This is a genomic window from Sphingomonas phyllosphaerae (assembly GCF_029623345.1).
Classification (GTDB): domain Bacteria; phylum Pseudomonadota; class Alphaproteobacteria; order Sphingomonadales; family Sphingomonadaceae; genus Sphingomonas; species Sphingomonas phyllosphaerae_C.
The window spans coordinates 41,351-59,570 of the sequence record NZ_JAPYKH010000012.1; the positions used below are offsets into that span (position 1 = coordinate 41,351).

Annotated in this window: 12 protein-coding genes; 6 read left to right on the forward strand and 6 right to left on the reverse strand. The window is 70.0% G+C overall.

Features of this window, described 5'->3' with window-relative positions; all coding sequences use genetic code 11:
- Positions 1 to 44 precede the first annotated feature (44 nt).
- From QBJ89_RS12695 to QBJ89_RS12715, 5 genes are all read right to left on the reverse strand, one after another.
- Complete coding sequence (locus QBJ89_RS12695; RefSeq protein WP_277980850.1) at positions 45 to 3,341, reverse strand: TonB-dependent receptor; 3,297 nt, start codon at positions 3,339 to 3,341, stop codon at positions 45 to 47.
- Between the two features lie 190 nt (positions 3,342 to 3,531).
- Complete coding sequence (locus QBJ89_RS12700; protein WP_277980851.1) at positions 3,532 to 4,773, reverse strand: ABC transporter permease; 1,242 nt, start codon at positions 4,771 to 4,773, stop codon at positions 3,532 to 3,534.
- Positions 4,770 to 5,684, reverse strand: a complete 915-nt coding sequence (locus QBJ89_RS12705) for an ABC transporter ATP-binding protein (RefSeq protein WP_277980852.1) — start codon at positions 5,682 to 5,684, stop codon at positions 4,770 to 4,772. The genes QBJ89_RS12700 and QBJ89_RS12705 overlap by 4 nt, the downstream gene beginning before the upstream one ends.
- Before the next feature lie 160 nt (positions 5,685 to 5,844).
- Positions 5,845 to 6,228 (reverse strand): hypothetical protein, encoded by a 384-nt coding sequence (locus tag QBJ89_RS12710; protein WP_277980853.1) that lies wholly within the window; start codon positions 6,226 to 6,228, stop codon positions 5,845 to 5,847.
- Entirely contained in the window at positions 6,225 to 6,893 is a 669-nt protein-coding gene (locus tag QBJ89_RS12715; RefSeq protein WP_277980854.1) for an EI24 domain-containing protein, read from the reverse strand. Before QBJ89_RS12715 ends, QBJ89_RS12710 begins: the two co-directional genes overlap by 4 nt.
- Before the next feature lie 89 nt (positions 6,894 to 6,982).
- On the opposite strand from QBJ89_RS12715, the gene QBJ89_RS12720 reads away from it, so the two are divergent.
- The 3 genes from QBJ89_RS12720 (at position 6,983) to ruvA (ending at position 11,573) form a co-directional block, all read left to right on the forward strand.
- Positions 6,983 to 7,975, forward strand: coding sequence for an adenosine kinase (locus QBJ89_RS12720; RefSeq protein ID WP_277980855.1), 993 nt, complete (start codon positions 6,983 to 6,985; stop codon positions 7,973 to 7,975).
- 337 nt (positions 7,976 to 8,312) lie between these two features.
- On the forward strand, positions 8,313 to 10,790 hold the full coding sequence (locus tag QBJ89_RS12725) for a TonB-dependent receptor (protein WP_277980856.1): 2,478 nt from the start codon (positions 8,313 to 8,315) through the stop codon (positions 10,788 to 10,790).
- 186 nt (positions 10,791 to 10,976) lie between these two features.
- Complete coding sequence (gene ruvA / locus QBJ89_RS12730) at positions 10,977 to 11,573, forward strand: Holliday junction branch migration protein RuvA (protein WP_277980857.1); 597 nt, start codon at positions 10,977 to 10,979, stop codon at positions 11,571 to 11,573.
- An 87-nt stretch (positions 11,574 to 11,660) separates the two neighbouring features.
- Here ruvA and QBJ89_RS12735 read toward each other — a convergent pair whose 3' ends face one another.
- The gene (locus tag QBJ89_RS12735) at positions 11,661 to 13,058 is read right to left on the reverse strand and encodes a DEAD/DEAH box helicase (protein WP_277980858.1); all 1,398 of its coding nucleotides are present in this window, start codon (positions 13,056 to 13,058) and stop codon (positions 11,661 to 11,663) included.
- 260 nt (positions 13,059 to 13,318) lie between these two features.
- On the opposite strand from QBJ89_RS12735, the gene QBJ89_RS12740 reads away from it, so the two are divergent.
- The 3 genes from QBJ89_RS12740 (at position 13,319) to treF (ending at position 18,218) form a co-directional block, all read left to right on the forward strand.
- The gene (locus tag QBJ89_RS12740; protein ID WP_277980859.1) at positions 13,319 to 15,430 is read left to right on the forward strand and encodes a hybrid sensor histidine kinase/response regulator; all 2,112 of its coding nucleotides are present in this window, start codon (positions 13,319 to 13,321) and stop codon (positions 15,428 to 15,430) included.
- 65 nt (positions 15,431 to 15,495) lie between these two features.
- A complete protein-coding gene (locus QBJ89_RS12745; protein ID WP_277980860.1) occupies positions 15,496 to 16,497 on the forward strand; it encodes a fumarylacetoacetate hydrolase family protein in 1,002 nt (333 codons plus the stop codon).
- 146 nt (positions 16,498 to 16,643) lie between these two features.
- Positions 16,644 to 18,218 (forward strand): alpha,alpha-trehalase TreF, encoded by a 1,575-nt coding sequence (gene treF / locus QBJ89_RS12750; RefSeq protein WP_277980861.1) that lies wholly within the window; start codon positions 16,644 to 16,646, stop codon positions 18,216 to 18,218.
- The last annotated feature ends 2 nt before the right edge of the window (positions 18,219 to 18,220 follow it).

The following is an 18,220-nucleotide window of genomic DNA, read 5'->3' on the forward strand; positions in this document are numbered from 1 at the left end:
CGGGGTGGGACGACGGCCTGGTCAGGTCAGATCGGGCGACGCGCTTAGAAGGTGAAGCGCGCGCCGACGCGGATCGTGTAGAGCGACTGCGACGCGTAGATCGTGTCGCTCGGCGTCGCGTTGGGCAGCGAGTAGCGATACTGGGCGCAGGTGTTGCTGCCCACGGTCACGCAGCTCACCCGCGCCGCCACCGCGGTGTAGGGGAACTGGTATTCGCGGATCTGACCCCAGTTCTTGTTGAGCAGGTTGGTGAAGTTCTCGATATCCGCGAACACCTCAAAGCGCGAGTTGCCCACGAAGGTCGGGATCTCCTGACCGACGTGCAGGTCGATCCGGGTGAACCACTTCGAATTGAACGCGTTGCGCGGCGCGATCTTGCCGCGGTACTTGGCCAGCCCCGAGTCCTCGAAGAACTGGTTGAGCGTCGCCGCGGTGGTCGGGTTGTCGTAGGTGACGAGCGGATCGTCGATCCCGGTCGGCACGTACATCAGGTAGCGCGTGTTCGAACCGGTGGTGCCGAAGATCGCGCTGCGCCCGCTCGACGTGTCCTGCATCGTGTAGCTGTACGGGCGACCGATGCGGGTCTCGCCGAACAGCGACAGGCGCGTCTTGTAGTCGCCGACGAAGGCGTGATCGAACGTCACGTCATATTTGAAGTTATGCTTCACCTCGTCGTTCGACGTGCCATAGGCCGCGCCATTGGCGTCGAGGAAGGCGCCGTTGGCATAGTTCGAGCCAGCGGTCGACGAGGTCGCCGGGGTGCGATCCTTGATGTTCTGGTAGGTGTAGCTCGCGCCCAGGTAGAGCCCGAAGTCGAACTGCTTGTTGATCCGCGCGACGCCGACGTAGCTGCGGCCGCGCCCGGTGTTGGTCAGCAGGATGTCGTTGAGCGTGTCCGACGACGTCGTCAGCGAGGTGTAGCGGATGCGGCCGTCCGGGGTGCGCGCCGCGGTCGGGACCGAGCGGATGTCGGTCCAGAACACCTGGTCGCGCACGTCCGACCAGAAGAAGTCGCCACCGAAGGTCCAGCCGCCACCGAGGAACTGCGGCGTATAGTCGAGCGACAGCGTGCCGCGCCACTGCGACGGCAGGCGGAAGTTCGGCGCCACTGCGTTGGTCGCCGCGGCCGAGACGCCGCCGGCCAGATAGGTGTTGGCCGCGGTCGGGATGGTGCCGCCGTTGACGTTGCTCAGGATCGCCTGGCCGACCGCCTGCGACGGCAGACCGGTCCCCTCGTACGTGCCGTTATTGATCTGGCGCACGTCGATCACGTTCGACGCGATGCCGGTGTTGGAGAAGCTGTTCGACGTGTAGACGTCGGGCGCGCCGCCGCCGAAGATGCCGATGCCGCCGCGCAGGCTGATCTCACGCACCGGCTTCCAGTCGAACCCGAAGCGCGGCTGGAACAGCCCGCGGCCGGACATGAATTCGCGGTTGGTGAAGCCGTAGCGCTGGGTGAAGGCCGGGTTGAGCGGCGGGCGGCTGTGGCTGCCGTACAGGTCGTAGCGCATGCCATAGGCGAAGTTCAGCGTCGGGGTGATGCTCCAGACATCCTGCACGCCGAACGCATATTGCCAGTAGTTGAACTGCGCCGCGGCGTTGTTCGGGTCAAGCGTCGGTACCGCGTTGGTGTAGCCGAAGCGCTGCGCGTTGCCCGCCTGGAAGTCCGCCAGCGAATCGAAATAATAAGAGCCGGTGGTGCCGGCGCGCGGGTTGGACGAGCTGAGGAAGGCGTTGAACACGTCGACATGCTGGATGTCGGTGAAGATGCGCAGGTCATGGCCCTCGCGGGTCACGCGGGCCTGCAGCGTGCCGCCCCAGGTCTCGGTGCTGAGCGCGTTGAACTGGCGCGACACGTCCGGACCGAACGAGACCGTGGCATAGCCCGGCGCGCAGTTGAGCGAGGCGCCGGCGCCGGCGGCGCCGGGGTTGGTGCGGTCCGAGGTCGGTGCGGTGCAGACGCGCATCTCGGCGAAGCCGCGGCCCTGCAGCGGGTCCTGGATGCGCGTGTACTTCTTGTAGAAGCCGCGCGCCTCGGTCGAGAAGCTGTCCGACCAGTCCGAGTTCAGCTGGATCACACCGGTGTGCAGCTTGTTGCCCTGGAGATAGGCGTTGGACGCGAGTCCGAGGCTGGGCGAGCTGGGGTTGGCGCTGGTGTTGTTGGTGAGGACGATCGAGTCCTCGGCGTAGCTGTAGGTCAGCGCCAGCCGTTGCGTGTCCGAGAGATTGGCGTCGATGCGGGCGACGAGGCGGTCGTCCTTGTCCTGGTTGCTGCTGACGACACCGCCGGTGTCATAGCCGTAGCGCGACTGCGCGATCGCCGAGACGTTGTTGATGTCGGCGAGCGACAGGTTGGGGATCGAGGTACCGGCATTGTTGTCGCTGGGACCCTCGGCGATCGGGCGCGGCGCGCGCAGGCGCTCGCCGGCGACCATGAAGAACAACCTGTCCTTAATGATCGGGCCGGAGAGTTCGGCGCCGTAATTCTCGTACTTGTAATTGGGCAGGATCACCTCGCCGGTGGGCACACCCGGGCCCGCCTTGGTCTTGGTGCCGCTCAGCTCGTCCGCCGAATAGGAGTAGAAGCCGGTGCCGTGGAACTCGTTGGTGCCGGACTTCAGGATGACGTTGACGACGCCGCCCTGGAAATTGCCCTCGCGCACGTCATAGGGCGCGACCTTGGTCTGGAATTGGCCGATCGCGTCGAGCGGGATCGGCGAGCGGCGGCTCGGCAGGCCGTCCGGGTTGAGGCCGAAATTGTCGGTGATCGGCACGCCGTCGACGGTGAAGCGGTTGAAGCGCGCGTTCTGGCCGGCGAAGCTGACGGCGCGGCCGCCGCTGGGCGTGTCGTCGAGACGCGCCAGCGGGTCGCGGCGCATCAGATCGCGGATGTCGCGGTTGACCGAGGCGATGGTGCCGATCTTCTCGGCGTTGAGCACGGTGGCCGGGCCCTGGCTGACGGTGCGCGCGCTCGGGATCGAGGCTGCGGTGACGACGATGTCGGTGCCTTCGGCGGCCAGCTCGATCGGCAGGTCGAAGGTCTGCGCCACGATCGTGGTCACGTCGGTGACGGTGGTGTCGGCATAACCGGTCGCGCGAACCGTGACGGAATAGGGGCCGCCCGGCCGCAGGCCGGTGGCGTTGAAGCTGCCGCGCGAGTCGGTCGTGGCGGTCGAGCGCGTGCCCGAGGGGACGTTGACGACCTCAACCGACGCGCCGGCCACCGGTGCGCCCTCGGCCGTGACGGTGCCGCGGATCGTCGAGGTGGTTTCCTGCGCCATGGCGGCGGCAGGCGCGACGAGTGCGACCAGCGCCGCGCCTACGAGAAGGTTGTTTCGCATCGGATGATGTCCCCTATGGCGCCTGGCCTGGTGCGCGACGGAATTCGTCGTCGTTGGGCGCGCCGATGACGTCCGATTATGTCTCTTACATGACAGCGGAAAGCGCTTTCGTCCTGCACTGCAACACAGTCGCCGAGCGTTGCAAAAAAGCGACAGCGAGGATGCCGTATACGGTGCCGCTTGACGCTTCTCAGCGGCGTCTGAACAGCCGCTTCCACACCGGTGTCGGGCTGCCCGACTGGAGCACGCCGCGACGGAACAGCCGCGCGCCGACGGTGATGAAGATCGCCACCCACAAGGCCTGCCACGCCAGCGCGGCGGCGTGCGGCCACAGTGCCGCGTCGCTCGCCGCGCGCCCCGCCATCGCGAACGGCGAAGACAGCGGGAACAGCTCGGCGAACGTCGCCACCCAGCTGTCCGAATGCGACACCGCCGCCGAGGAGAGCGCGAACATCGCCACCTGGATGATCGTGATCGGCAACGACAGCATCTGGATCTCGCGCATCGTCGCCGCCTGCGCGCCGACGCCGAGGAAGACCGAGCCGAGCAGCAGATAGGCCATGGTGAAGTAGCCGCCGAACAGCAGCGCGAACCAGCCGCCGCCGACCGCCGGCGCGAGCGTCCGCAGCGAATCGCCGACGTCGCCGGGCAGCAGCGCGCCGAGCTGGCTGATCACCACGCCCCAGAACGTGACGAACAGCACCGCCACCCCGAACATGCCGACCAACTTGCCCAGAAACACGCTCTCCAGCGGCACCGCCGCGGCGAGCACCTCGATCACCTTGTTGTTGCGCTCCTCCGCCATCGTCCCGGCGACCTGGCCGGAGAGGAACAGCGTGAGAAAGAAGATGCCGAAGACCGCGAAGAAGCCGGTCGCCTTGCGCACGCCCTGCGACGGCGCGCTGGTCTGCACCGCGGTGAGCCGCGCCGCCGCCGGTGCGGCGCCGGCGCGCTCGGCCAGTGCGGCATCGCGCGCGAGGCCGGCGAGGTAGCGCGCGCCGCCGCGGTCGCCCGCGGCATAGAGCACCGCCGGGCGATCGAGCGGGCCGTAGAGCACCGCGGCGACGTCGACCGAATCGTGGCCGTGCGCGCCCGCGGCGAGCGTCGCGGCAGCCTGGCGCGCGGGGTCGGACGCGGGGGTGCGCGCCTCGACGCGCGGCTGGCGCGAGTCGCCTGCGAGCAGCGGCCGCCAGCGCGCGTCCGCGTCGAGCACGCGCCGCGCCGCCGCCGCGGGCAGCAGCACCACCAGCCGGGTGCGCGCGGCCGAACTGTCCGACGCGCTCGCCGCCCCCATGCCGCCGACCGCGCCGAACGACGCCATGATCAACGGCGCGAACAGAAACAGCAGGAAGATCGGGGTGAAGACGGTGGCGACGAAGTCGCGGCGCGCGATCGTCAGCGTCTGGCGGAGATGGCGGCGAAGCTGGGTCACGCGCGCGCCTCCTGCTCGCCGACGACTCGCACGAACGCCTCGTGCAGGCCGGGTCGCTCGATCGACAGGCCGGCGATACCGTGCCCGGCCGCGATCAGCCGGGTGAGCACCGCCTCGATCCCGTCGCTCGGCAGCTGGAAGCGCCAGCCCTCGCCGTCGCCGCGCGCGTCGGCGGGGAGCAGCGCGGCGATCGCCGGGTCGGCGCGGTGCGGCACGTAATGGACGTGCTGCGGCAGCAGCGCGCGCGCCTCGTCGACCGTGCCCTCGAAGCGGCGCTGCCCGCGCGCGATGATCGCGAGCCGGTCGCACAGCCGCTGCGCGTGCTGCATGACATGGGTGGAGAAGAGGATGGTGGCGCCGCGCGCCTGCTCGGCGCGGATCAGCGCTTCCAACCGCTCCTGGTTGACCGGGTCGAGCCCGGAGAAGGGCTCGTCGAGCACCAGCAGGTCGGGGCGGTGGACGACCGCGCCGAGCAGCTGGACCAGCTGCGCCATGCCTTTGGAGAGCTTGCGGATCTTGCCGTCGATCGCGTCGCCCAGCCCGGCCGCCTCGAGCAGCTCGGCGGCGCGCGCGCGGCCGGTGCGCCACTCCAGCCCGCGCAGCGCGCCCATGAACGCGATCGCCTCGCGCGCGGTCATTGAAGGGTAGAGCCCGCGCTCCTCGGGCAGGTAGCCGACACGGTCGCCGACGTCGCGCGGGGCGTCGCTGCCGAGCAGGCGACGCTTGCCTGAGTCGGGCTCGATGATGCCAAGCAGCATGCGCAGCGTCGTGGTCTTGCCGGCGCCATTGGGACCGAGCACGCCGTAGATCGCGCCCGCGGGCACCACGAGGTCGACCCCGTCGACGACGCGCCGCTCGCCGTAGCGTTTCACCAGCGCCTCGGCGCTGACCGCGATCCCGTTATCCGCCACCCGACGCCCCCTTGTCCTGGCCGAGCCTAGGCGAGCGCGCGCGCCGGGGCTAGCGCGGGATGGCTGGGCCCATCTCAATCCTCCCCGCCGAGCGGGGAGGATCTGCGTGAGTCGGAACGGCTGGTAAGCCGTTGCTGTCGCGCCAGACCGCCAATCCCTGTTATTTCCCCCCGTCGCGCCGTGCCAGCGCCGCCACGCAGCTGGCGCGATCGATCGAGCGGCCGTCGCGCTGGCGCGAGTCGACCCAGGTCACCTTGGCCTCGCCGCTGCCCCCGCTGGGTGGGTAGAGATAGGCGTCGAGGATGCAGATCGCACTGGAGAATTGCAGCTTGCGCGCCGTCCCCTCGCGCACGTCGGCGTCGGGCGGACCGAAGCTGCGCACCAACGCGGCGGCATCTTGCCCGATCACGCTTTGCAGCCCGAGGCTCGGCAGCGCCGCCGCGACGGGTTGCGGACGCGCCGCGGTGGTCGGTGCGGTGGCGGCGGTACAGCCCGCGATCGCGAAGACGGGGAGCAGCGCGGCGACACGGCGGGACGGGATCATCGACGGGCTCCGTGATACAGGTGGGTCGCCATCGCCGCGCCGAGCACGGGGGCGAGGACGTTGAGCAGCGGAACCACGAACAAAGCGGTGCCGGCAAGCCCCAGCGCGAAGCGCCGCCCCGCGGTCGCCGCGCGCCAGTCTCGCATCGCCGCGCGTGGCAGGTGGCGCGCCGCCACCATGTCGCCGAGATCGCGCCCGAGCAGCCAGGCGTTGACGAGGAAGAACAATGCCGCAGTGCCGACGCCGGTGACGAGCAGCGCGAGATAGACGGGCAGCAGCAACAGGTTGACCAGGACGAAGCGCGCCGCGGAGCCGAGCCCCATCGCCAGCCCGCGCGCCGGCGGCACCTCGCGCGCGCTTGCTGCCGCGTCGGGATAGTGGCGTCGCTCGACCGCCGCGACGATGCGGTCGGCGAACAGCCCGACCACCAGGATCGCGATGGCGCGGAACAGCAGCCAGAAGGCGAGCGCGGTCACCATCACCGCCGCCAGCCCCGCCATCGCGCCGTGATAGGCCCAGCCCGCCAACGCGGCGTCGACCAGCCACCACAAGCCGAGCGCCAGCGCGGCGAACAGCGCCAGCGTCACCGCGAGCGACTGCGCCAGCACGCGGAGCACCGGAGGGTCGCCGAGCTGACCGATCGAGAGCAGCAGCGCGCGCAGCATCGTCGCGCAGCGATGCGCCCTGCGCCGCGGTTGCGCAAGCCGCGGGCGGCGGATAGGCGGGCGCTTTCCCGGACAGCAGGACCAACCCCTTGACCGAACCCCGCTACGACGTCGTCGCGATCGGCAACGCCATCGTCGACATCCTCTCGCCCGCGAGCGACGCTTTCGTCGCCGAGAACGGCATGACCAAGGGGGCGATGGCGTTGGTCTTCTCGCCGGAGGAGGCGGACACGCTCTACGCCAAGATGGGGCCGGGGCAGGAAGTGTCGGGCGGCTCGGCGGCGAACACGATCGCGGGCATGGCGGCGCTGGGCGCGTCCTGCGCCTTCATCGGCCAGGTCGCCGACGACCAGCTCGGCGACGTCTTCGCGCACGACATCCGCGCGGCGGGCATCCGCTTCGACACGCCCGCGCGCGCCGGCGCGCCGACCACCGGCCGCTGCCTGATCTTCGTCACCCCCGACGGGCAGCGCACGATGAACACCTTCCTCGGCGCCTCGCACTATCTGCCCGAGGCGGCGCTAGACCGCGCGCTGATCGCGGACGCGCGCTACCTCTATCTCGAGGGCTATCTGTGGGATCCGGAGGAGCCGCGTGCGGCGATGCGCGCCGCGATCGATGTCGCGCGCGCGGCGGGCCGCAAGGTGGTCTTCACGCTCTCCGCCGAGTTCGTGATCGACCGCCACCGCGCCGCCTTCCACGACCTGATCGACGCCGGGCTGATCGATCTGCTGTTCGCCAACGAGGCGGAAGTGATGTCGCTGACCGAGACGGGCGACGTCGAGGCGGCGATCGCGGCGGTGAAGGACAAGGTGCCGCTGGTCGTCGTCACGCTGAGCGAGCGCGGCGCCACCGCGATTGCGGGCGACGAGCGCGTGACGGCGCCGGCACAGCCGATCGACAAGGTGGTCGACACCACCGGCGCGGGCGACCTGTTCGCGGCGGGCTTCCTGTTCGGCCAGGCGCGCGGCAAGTCGCTTCAGGCATCGCTGACGCTCGGCGCGATCTGCGCCGCCGAGGTGATCCAGCATTTCGGCGCGCGCCCGATCGTCGACCTGAAGGCGATCACCGCGACGGTGTGAAAGGGGGTTCGTGGGCCGCGGCCTGCGCGGGCCTTCCCTTAGCTTCTTCCGTCATCCCGGACTTGTTCCGGGATCCACGGTGCCGCTGTTGCCGAGAGCGTTGCTCGCGCGGAACGGTGGATCCCGGACCAGTCCCGGATGACGAAGGTTTGCGGCGGCCCGCTCCGGTGACGTCGGGGCGGCGCATCTTGGACGTGATGACGCAGCCTTCACCACCACCCAGCGCACCTTCCACCGCATGTCATTGAACTGACCCAGTAACGTCATCGCGCCGCAAGATCGCGCTCGCACAGCGCAGCGCAGACGGGCGGATCAGCGCCCGCTGGGGAACGATCACATGAACCGTAGGATGCTGCTCGCCGGCGCGGCCGCACTCGCCCTCCCGGTGGCGCCCGCCGCGGCGCAGGACTCGCAGATCGTGCGCGACGGCACCGGCGCCGCGTCTGCGACCGCCGCCGCCGCGCCCGCGGATCCCGCACCCGGCGCCGACCCGGCGACGACCGACGACACCGCCGCCACCGACGTCGTCGTCACCGGCGCGGTGACCCGCTCGGTCACGCAGGTCGGCAACGTCGAGATCCAGAAGATCCTGCCCGGCATCAGCCCGCTCAAGGCGCTGCAGACGTTGCCCGGCGTGACCTATCTCACCGCCGATCCGTGGGGCAACAACGAGCAGAACATTTCGCTCTTCATCCACGGCTTCAACGCGCAGCAGCTCGGCTACACGCTCGACGGCGTCCCGCTCGGCGACCAGCAATATGGCAATTACAACGGGCTAAGCCCGCAGCGCGCGATCATCTCGGAGAATGTCGGCCGCGTCACCCTGGCCTCGGGCGCGGGCGACCTCGGCACCGCCTCGACCAGCAATCTCGGCGGCACGATCGACACCTTCTCGAGCGATCCGCGCGCCGACTTCGGCCTCACCGCGGCGCAGACCGTCGGCAGCTATCAGGCGACGCGCTCCTATCTTCGCCTCGACAGCGGCGACATCGGGCAGAACACGCGGCTCTATGTCTCGGGCGTGCGCCAGCGTGCGCGGGCGTGGGACTTCAACGGCTATCAGAACGGCTGGCAGGGCAATGCCAAGCTGGTGCACGAGGACAGCCGCGGCAAGCTGAGCGTCTATTTCGCTTATTCGGACAAGACCGAGCCCAACGAGGACGCGACGGTGGTCTCCGCGACGCAGACCTATCAGCCCTACATTCGCCCCTTCCTCTATTCCGACCTCGCCAACACGCTGAAGTATTTCAACAATCAATATGCGTACAACGGCGCGCCGAGCTATGCCGCGGCAGGCAGTAACTACAGCAACTATTACGGCGGCGCGCTGCGCACCGACTATCTCGGCTATGCCAAATACGACTGGCGCGCGACCGACCGGGTGACCTGGTCGAACCAGGTGTATTTCCACCACAATGACGGTGTCGGCATCATCGCCGGCCCGATCACCGCCGCCGGCCTGCCGCTGCTGTTCTCTTATTATTACCCGGGCGCCGCCGGCAGCAGCCCCACGTCGCCGACCAACCTCGCGCGGCTGTCGACGATCTTCGGCAACTCGGGGCTGGCGACGCGCACCACCGAATATCGCATCGACCGCTACGGCGGCCTGTCGACGCTCAAGGTCGAGCTGGGCAATCACCAGATCGAGCTGGGCGGCTGGTACGAGCGGCAGAGCTCGTCGAGCTATCGCCGTTGGTACGCCTTCGACATCAACGACCCCAGCTCGGTCTACCGCCGCCCCAACAGCTACGCCGACCCGCTGATCACGCAATATGGCAGTGAGGTGCGCGTTGAGGAGATCCAGACGCATATCCAGGACGCGTGGCAGGTCGTACCGACGTTGCTGGTGCAAGCCGGCTTCAAGAGCACGTTCCAGAAGGCGCGCCAGGCGGTGCCGGTGCAGCCGATCCCGGGCTCGTTCACCGGCTCGCGCGAGTTGCCGGTCGGCCGGCTCAACACCGACGAATGGTTCCTGCCCCAGGCCGGTGTGCTCTGGGACATGACCGCGAGCGAGCAGGTGTTCGTCAACGCGCAGAAGAACATTCGCCAGTTCCAGACGAGCGCGGCGGCAGGCCTGTCGCCCTTCGCGCTGGGCAGCCAGACGCTGTTCGAGGCGTTCAAGGATCAGACCAAGCCTGAGACGAGCTGGACCTATGAGGGCGGCGTGCGTACGCGCCGCGCGCTCGATCTCGGCCCGATTACCGGCTTCGAGGGGCAGATCAGCTACTACCACGTCGACTTCTCGAACCGGCTGCTCGGCGTCAGCCCGACGCAGACGATCAGCGCGGTGGTGAGCGGCGCGTCGATCCTGGCGAACGTCGGCAGCGTGACCACCGATGGTGTCGACGTCGCCGGCACACTCCGCTTCGGCGACACCTTCTCGCTGTACAACGCGCTGTCATACAACAATTCACGTTACGACGACGATTATACCGTCGGCGCGGCGCAGACCGTGGTGCCGACCGCGGGCAAGAAGGTGCCCGGTTCGCCCGAGTGGCTCAACAAGACGGTGGCCACGCTGCGCACTGACGGCGTCGAACTGCAGTTGATCGGCGACTATATCGGCAAGCGCTACGCCACTTATACCAACGACTTGAGCGTCAAGGGCTATTTCACGCTCTCCGGCCGCATCGGTTTCGACATGCCGCTGTCGGGCGAAGGGCTGGCGAAGAAGCTGGGCGTGAGCCTGAATGTCACCAATCTAACGGGCCAGCGCGGCGCCAGCACGATCAGCATCGCCGCGGCGAGCGGGACCTACAACTTCTTCCCGGTCGCGCCGCGCCAGGTGTTCGCAACGATCAGCGCGGGGTTCTGAGGCGTAGCGACTGCGTCCGGACCCTCCGTCACCCCGGATTGACCCGGGATCCTTCGTGCCGCGCACGCTCCGCGCGATGTTTGCGCGACACCATGGATCCCGGCGCGAGGCCGGGATGACGGGACAAGATGGGATCACTGAAGCGCCCCATCGACGGCCGGCCCGGCATCGCCTAACGCCGCGCGCATGATCGCGCATCTCAAGGGGCTGGTCGCGTCGACCGGGATCGATCACGCGGTGATCGAGGTCGCCGGCGTCGGCTATCTCGTCGGCGCCTCGGCGCGCACGCTGGCCGCGCTGCCGCCCGCGGGCGAGGCCTGCCTCGTTCACACCGAGCTGCTGGTCGGCGAGGATTTCCTGCGGCTGGTCGGCTTCGCGAATGCCGCGGAGCGCGACTGGTTCCGGCTGCTCACCGGGGTGCAAGGGGTGGGCGCCCGCGTCGCGCTGGCGATCCTCTCCGCGCTCGAGCCCAACGATCTGAGCCGCGCGGTGATGGCGCAGGACAAGGCGACGGTGGCGCGCGCCAATGGGGTCGGCCCGAAGCTGGCCGAGCGGATCGTGCGCGAGCTCAAGGACAAGGTCGGCGGGGTGGCGCTCGGGCCGGCTGCGGCGGCGCAGGTGGTGCCCGCGGGGGCGAGCGCGGACGCGGTGTCGGCGCTGCTCAACCTCGGCTTCCGTCCCGCCGAGGCGAGCGCCGCGGTCGCCGCGGCGGAGGAGGAGCTGGGCACGGGTGTCGGGCTCGACGCGCTGGTGCGGCTCGCGCTGCGCAAGGCGGCGAAGTAGCGGGAGCGGGATGCGGCGCTCGTCGATCCTCCCCTCTCGGGGGAGGATCGACCCACCTCTCAGACCGTCGATCGCACTCTCACCGGCTCAGCGGCCGGCGGGCGCTCCCGCACCGCCGCCGGCACCGCGGCCGCGGCCGCCGCGACGGCGGCGGTTGCCGCCACCGTTGCCGCCGGCCGCCCCGGCGCTCGCATTGGCGTAGTTGCGGCTCTGCGGCGAGCCAGCGCTCGGGCGCGGCGCGTGCGTCGCCTTGGGACGCGCCGGCGGGCGGGCGCCGCGCGGACGGTCCTCGCGCGGCGCGGGGTCCGCACCGATCGCCTTCACCCGCTCGCTCTTGAGCTGCTCGGCGCGGCGCAGGAAATCCTCGGGCAGCTCATGCTGCGCCACCTTCTGGCGCGTCAGCTTCTCGATATCCTTGAGGTACGGCCGCTCGTCGTCCGCGCAGAAGGCGATCGCCTCGCCGCTGCGCCCGGCGCGCGCGGTGCGGCCGATACGATGGACATATTGCTCGGGCACGTTGGGCAGCTCGAAGTTGAACACGTGGCTCACCCCCGACACATCGATGCCGCGCGCGGCGATGTCGGTGGCGACCAGGATCGGCACTTCGCCCGCCTTGAACGCCGCCAGCGCGCGTTCGCGCTGCGGCTGCGACTTGTTGCCGTGGATCGCGTTCGACGCGATGCCATTGCCCGCGAGCAGCTTCACGACGCGATCGGCGCCGTGCTTGGTGCGCGTGAACACCAGCGCGCGGTCGATCTTGGTCTCTTGCAACAGGATCGTCAGCAGCGCCTGCTTCTCACTCTGGTTGCAGAAGATGACCGACTGATCGACGCGCTCCGCGGTGGTCGCCTGCGGCACCACCGAGACGGTCGCCGGATCGGTGAGGAACTGGTCGGCGAGCTGGCGGATCGACGGCGGCATCGTCGCCGAGAAGAACAGCGACTGACGCTTGCGCGGCAGCATGCGCACGATCTTCTTCAGCGCGTGGATGAAGCCGAGGTCGAGCATCTGGTCGGCCTCGTCGAGCACCAGGATCTCGAGCATCGACAGGTTGAGGAAGCCCTGCTCGATCACGTCGATCAGGCGACCCGGCGTGGCGACCAGGATATCGACGCCGCGCGCGACGTCGTTGCGGTTCTTGGCGATGCTGGTGCCGCCGAACACGGTCGCGACCGACATCTTGGAGAATTGGCCGTAGCCGCGCGCCGATTCGGCGATCTGGCTGGCGAGCTCGCGCGTCGGCGCCAGTACCAGCATGCGGCAATGCGTCGGCAGCACGCGCTTGTTCGCCTCGGACAGGCGCTGGATCGACGGCAGCACGAACGCCGCGGTCTTGCCGGTGCCGGTCTGCGCGATGCCGAGCAGATCCTTGCCCTCGAGCAGCAGCGGAATGCTGTCGCGCTGGATCGGGGTCGGCTCGCTATAGCCTTTGGCCTCGAGCGCACGGACGAGCGGCTCGGCGAGGCCGAGATGAGAGAATGACATGTGAAAATCCTGCGAAACAGGCCCACCGCGCGCCGCGAGGACGCACGGGTGGCGGGGGAGAATGACGCCCCGCGTGACTTGGGAAGCCCTGAAACAACAACCGAAACGGAGCCTGAGCCCGCGAGGGCCCGATCACGCTGCATACGTCTCGATGCGGCGCAGATGGCGCAAGTGCAGCAAAAAGTCAAGGTCGCGGCGTTGAACCCCTGGCCCATGATGGTGTTTGGACGGGGTGACATTCTCCGAGCAGCCTCTCTGACATGACCGAACCGTCCGCTCCGACGCCGCGCCCGCGCGCGTCCGCCGACGCGCCCAGTATCGGGCGCTGGAACTGGGACATTCGCGCCGATCGGGTCACCTCCGACACGGGCTTCGCCGCGCTATATGGCGTAGACCCCGAGTTGGCGCGCGACGGCGCGCCGATCACCGACTTCTTCGGCGGCATCCATCCCGATGACCTGCCGCGCGTGCGCGAGGCGATCGATCACAGCATCGTCAGCGGTGCGCCGTTCGATTCCGAGTACCGCCTCGTCGACGCGGAGGGGCGCACGCGCTGGGTCGCGGCGCAGGGGCGGGTCGACCGCGACGCCGAGGGTGCGGCCGTCAACTTCCCCGGCGTCAGTTTCGACATCGACCAGCGCAAGCGCGCCGAGTTGCGCCTTGCCGCGCTGGTCGAGCTGGGCGACCGGCTGCGCGAGCCCGGCGACGCCGGCGACCTCGCGCTCGCCGCCGCCAGGGTACTGGGGCGCGCGCTCGACGTCAGCCGCGCCGGCTATGGCATCGTCGATGCCGCGGCGGAGACGATCACCACCGAGCGCGCCTTCTGCGGGCCGGGCATCGACCCGCTGCCGGCGGTGCTGCACTTCCGCGACTATGGCTCGTACATCGAGGATCTGAAGCGCGGCGTCACCGTCGCGATCGAGGACGTGCGGCTCGACCCGCGCACGCGCGACACCGCCGAGGGCCTGCGCCAGCTCGCCGCCATGTCCTTCATCAACATGCCGGTGACCGAGCAGGGCGGCTTTGTCGCTTTGCTGTACCTCAACCACGCCCAGCCGCGTCGGTGGACCGACGAGGAACAGGGATTCGTCCGCGAGGTGGCCGAGCGGACGCGCGACGCGGTCGAGCGCCGCCGCGCCGAGCGCGAGCTGGCCGATCTCACCGCGCATCTCGAGCAGGAGGTGGAGGCGCGCACCACCGAACTGATGCGCGCCGAGGAGCAGCTGCGCCAGGCGCACAAGATGGAGGCGGTGGGCCAGCTCACCGGCGGCCTCGCGCACGATTTCAACAATCTGCTGACCGGCATCTCGGGCGCGCTGGAGATGATCCAGGTGCGCGTGGCGCAGGGCCGCGTCGCCGAGCTCGATCGCTACGTCACCGCGGCGCAGGGCGCGACGCGCCGCGCCGCGGCGCTGACGCACCGGCTGCTCGCCTTCTCGCGCCGGCAGACGCTCGACCCGCGCCCGACCGACGTCAACCGGCTGGTCAGCGACATGGAGGATCTGGTCCGCCGCACCGTCGGGCCGGCGATCACGCTGGAGGTGGTCGGGGCGGGCGGGCTGTGGGAGGCGCTCGTCGATCCCAACCAGCTCGAGAACGCGCTGCTCAACCTGTGCATCAATGCGCGCGACGCGATGCCCGAAGGCGGCCGTATCACGATCGAGACCGCCAACCGCTGGCTCGACGAGCGCGCCGCGCGCGAGCGCGACCTGCCGCCCGGCCAATATCTCTCGCTGTGCGTCAGCGACACCGGCACGGGCATGACGCCTGAGGTGCAGGCGCGCGCCTTTGATCCTTTCTATACCACCAAGCCGCTCGGCGAGGGGACCGGGCTGGGCCTGTCGATGATCTACGGTTTCGCGCGTCAGTCGGGCGGGCAGGCGCGGATCTACAGCGAGGTCGGGCAGGGGACGACATTGTGCATCTACCTGCCGCGCCATTATGGCGCGGCAGGCGGCGACGAGGAGGCGGCGCTGCCGCTCGACCAGGCGCCGGCGGCGCAGGGGACGTCGGTGGTGCTGGTCGTAGACGACGAGCCGACGATCCGGATGCTGGTGGTCGAGGTGCTCGCCGGGCTGGGCTATGCCACGCTGGAGGCGGGCGACGGTGCGGCGGCGCTACGACTGCTCGGCGCGGGGGCGCGGCCCGACCTGCTGGTGACCGACGTCGGCCTGCCAGGGCAGATGAACGGCCGCCAGGTCGCCGACGCCGCGCTGGCGCTGATCCCCGCGCTGAAGGTGCTGTTCATCACCGGCTTTGCCGAGAATGCGGTGATCGGCGGCGGCCAGCTCGCGCCTCATATGGGGCTGCTCACCAAGCCCTTCGCGATGGAGGCACTGGCGGGCAAGGTACGCGCGTTGCTGGCGGGCTGAGGGGCGGCGGCAGGGTGGCGCGCCGCGCGCTTCCGCGTTACGCCTGACGCGGAGAGGAGCAGCGCATGAAACTCGCCAGCCTGAAAGAGGGGCGCGACGGTCGCCTCGTCGTGGTCTCGGACGACCTCGCCTGGTACGCCGATGCGGCGCATCTCTGCCCCACGCTCCAGGCCGCGCTCGACGATTGGGAGCGCATCGCGCCCACGCTCGAGCTGCTCGCCACCGACCTGCGCAACGAGGCGATCCCGCGCGCGCGCTTCCACGAGCATGATGCCGCCGCGCCGTTGCCGCGCGCGTACCAATGGGCCGACGGCTCGGCCTATGTGAACCATGTCGCGCTGGTGCGGCAGGCGCGCGGCGCCGAGCTGCCCGAGAGCTATTGGCACGATCCCTTGCTCTACCAGGGCGGCTCGGACTCGTTCCTCGGCGCACGCGACCCGATCGCGCTCGCGGAGGAGGGTTGGGACGCCGACTTCGAGGCCGAGGTGGTGGTCGTGACCGGCGACGTGCCGCAGGGCACGACGCGTGACGACGCGCTCGGGCTGATCCGGCTGGTCGGGCTGACCAACGACGTGTCGCTGCGCGGGCTGATCGCGGACGAGGTAGCGAAGGGATTCGGCTTCTTCCAGTCCAAGCCCGCCTCGTCCTTCTCGCCGGTGTTCGTCACGCCCGAGTCGCTCGGCGCGTGGTGGCGCGACGGCAAGCTGCACCGCCGCCTGGCGGTCGAGCGGAACGGCCAGCCGTTCGGCCGCGCCGATGCGGGCACGGATATGACCTTCGACTTCGGTGCGCTGATTGCGCACGCGGCGCGGACGCGCCGGCTCGGCGCAGGCACGATCATCGGCTCGGGCACCGTCTCCAATCGCGACCCCGATGGCGGCCCCGGCCGACCCATCGGCGAGGGCGGGCTGGGCTATTCCTGCATCGCGGAGCAGCGCGCGGTCGAGACGCTGCGCGGCGGAGAGGCGAGCACGCCCTTCCTGCGCCGCGGCGACACGGTGCGGATCTGGGCCGAGGACGATCGCCACCACACGATCTTCGGCGCGATCGAGCAGGTGGTGGAGTGAGCGGTCCGAACGTTGGCGCGTCGGCGGTGCGCGGTTCCCGCCGGAGCGCCGACGTTCCCCCTGCCGGCGCCGTGCTCCTGCGAAGGCAGGAGGCCCGGGCCGAACAGTGCCGCGCGCCGCGACGGGCGGATCGCCCGGACTCCCGCGTGCGCGGGATCACAATGGGGGCCACGGTGCTGCTGCTCGCGCTGCTGCCCGCCGGTGCTGCGGCCCAGACGGTTGCCGCGATCTCCGAGCCCGCCGCTCCCACCGCGACCGCGCGCGCCTACCCCGCCTCGCCCGTCGAGCTGTTCGGCGCGTTGTTCGACCAGGTGCAGCGCCGCCGGCTCTTCCCTGACGGGAAGACCTTCGCCGACGCCACTCCCAAGCGCAGCCCCGCCGCGATCATGGCCGACTATGCCCGCGCCGGGGCGCTCGACGATGCCGGGCTGCGCGCCTTCGTGCTCGCCAATTTCGACGTGCCCGAGCCGGCCCGCACCGCGCCTCCCAGCACGGCGCGGCCGCCGCTCTCCGATCACATCCGCGCGCTTTGGCCGCAGCTCACCCGGCCGCCGCTGAGCCCGCCGCCGGGCTCCTCCGCGCTCGCGCTGCCGCGGCGCTACGTCGTGCCCGGCGGGCGTTTCCGCGAGATGTATTACTGGGACAGCTATTTCACGATGCTGGGCCTGGAGGCGGACGGCCAGCGGCCACTCACCCGCGACATGATCGAGAACTTCGTCTCGCTGGTCGAGCGCTTCGGCCATGTTCCCAACGGCACGCGGACCTATTACGTCAGCCGCTCGCAGCCGCCGTTCCTCTATCTCATGATGGGTCTGGTGCGCGACGTCGATCGCGCCACCCAGGCGCGCTGGCTCGACGCCTTGCTCGCCGAGCATCGTTTCTGGGTCGAGCAGCGCTCCGCGACCATGCCCGACGGCGCGCGCCTCCAGCATTACGGTGACGGCAAGTCGACCCCGCGCGACGAGAGCTATCGCGAGGACGTCGAGACCGGAAAGGGCGACGCGCGAGTCTACAACGACCTGCGCGCCGGCGCGGAGAGCGGCTGGGACTATAGCTCGCGCTGGTTCGCCGACGGGCGGACGCTGGCGACGATCGACACGACGAAGATCATTCCCGCTGACCTTAACAGCCTGCTCTACGGCATGGAGCGCGCGATCGCCGCGCGCTGTCGGACGCTCGCGCGGCCCTGTGCGGCGACGTTCGAGCGCGCCGCGACGACCCGCCGCCAGGCGATCGAGCGCTGGCTGTGGAGCGAAGGCGACGGCCGCTACGGCGACTATGACCTTGCCGCTGCGCGACTGCGCGCTGGCGTCACCGCGGCGACCGCTTATCCGCTGTTCACCGAGGTGGCGTCGCGGTCGCGCGGCACGCGCGTCGCCTTGACGATCGAGCGAGACCTGCTCGCCGCCAACGGACTGCGCACCACCGCGGCGGCTACCGGGCAGCAGTGGGACAAGCCCAACGGCTGGGCGCCGCTGCAATGGGTTGCTGTCGAGGGGCTGCGTCGCTACGGCGCCGAGCGCGTGGCGCGGCAGATCGGCACGCGCTTCCTCGCCACCGTGGAGCGCGAGTATCGCGCCTCGGGCAAGCTGCTCGAGAAATATGACGTCGAGGAGAGCCGCGCCGGCGGCGGCGGCGAATATCCGACTCAGGACGGCTTCGGCTGGACCAATGGCGTCACGCGTGCGCTGCAGCAGCGCTACGGGCAGGTTACGCGATAGGC

Bases quoted from the DNA above. Each gene is read 5' to 3' on its own strand.
- QBJ89_RS12695 (WP_277980850.1), bottom strand. From the start codon at position 3,341: ATGCGAAACAACCTTCTCGTAGGCGCGGCGCTGGTCGCACTCGTCGCG.
- QBJ89_RS12710 (WP_277980853.1), bottom strand. From the start codon at position 6,228: ATGATCCCGTCCCGCCGTGTCGCCGCGCTGCTCCCCGTCTTCGCGATC.
- QBJ89_RS12715 (WP_277980854.1), bottom strand. From the start codon at position 6,893: ATGCTGCGCGCGCTGCTGCTCTCGATCGGTCAGCTCGGCGACCCTCCG.
- QBJ89_RS12725 (WP_277980856.1), top strand. From the start codon at position 8,313: ATGAACCGTAGGATGCTGCTCGCCGGCGCGGCCGCACTCGCCCTCCCG.
- ruvA (WP_277980857.1), top strand. From the start codon at position 10,977: ATGATCGCGCATCTCAAGGGGCTGGTCGCGTCGACCGGGATCGATCAC.
- QBJ89_RS12735 (WP_277980858.1), bottom strand. From the start codon at position 13,058: ATGTCATTCTCTCATCTCGGCCTCGCCGAGCCGCTCGTCCGTGCGCTC.
- QBJ89_RS12740 (WP_277980859.1), top strand. From the start codon at position 13,319: ATGACCGAACCGTCCGCTCCGACGCCGCGCCCGCGCGCGTCCGCCGAC.
- QBJ89_RS12745 (WP_277980860.1), top strand. From the start codon at position 15,496: ATGAAACTCGCCAGCCTGAAAGAGGGGCGCGACGGTCGCCTCGTCGTG.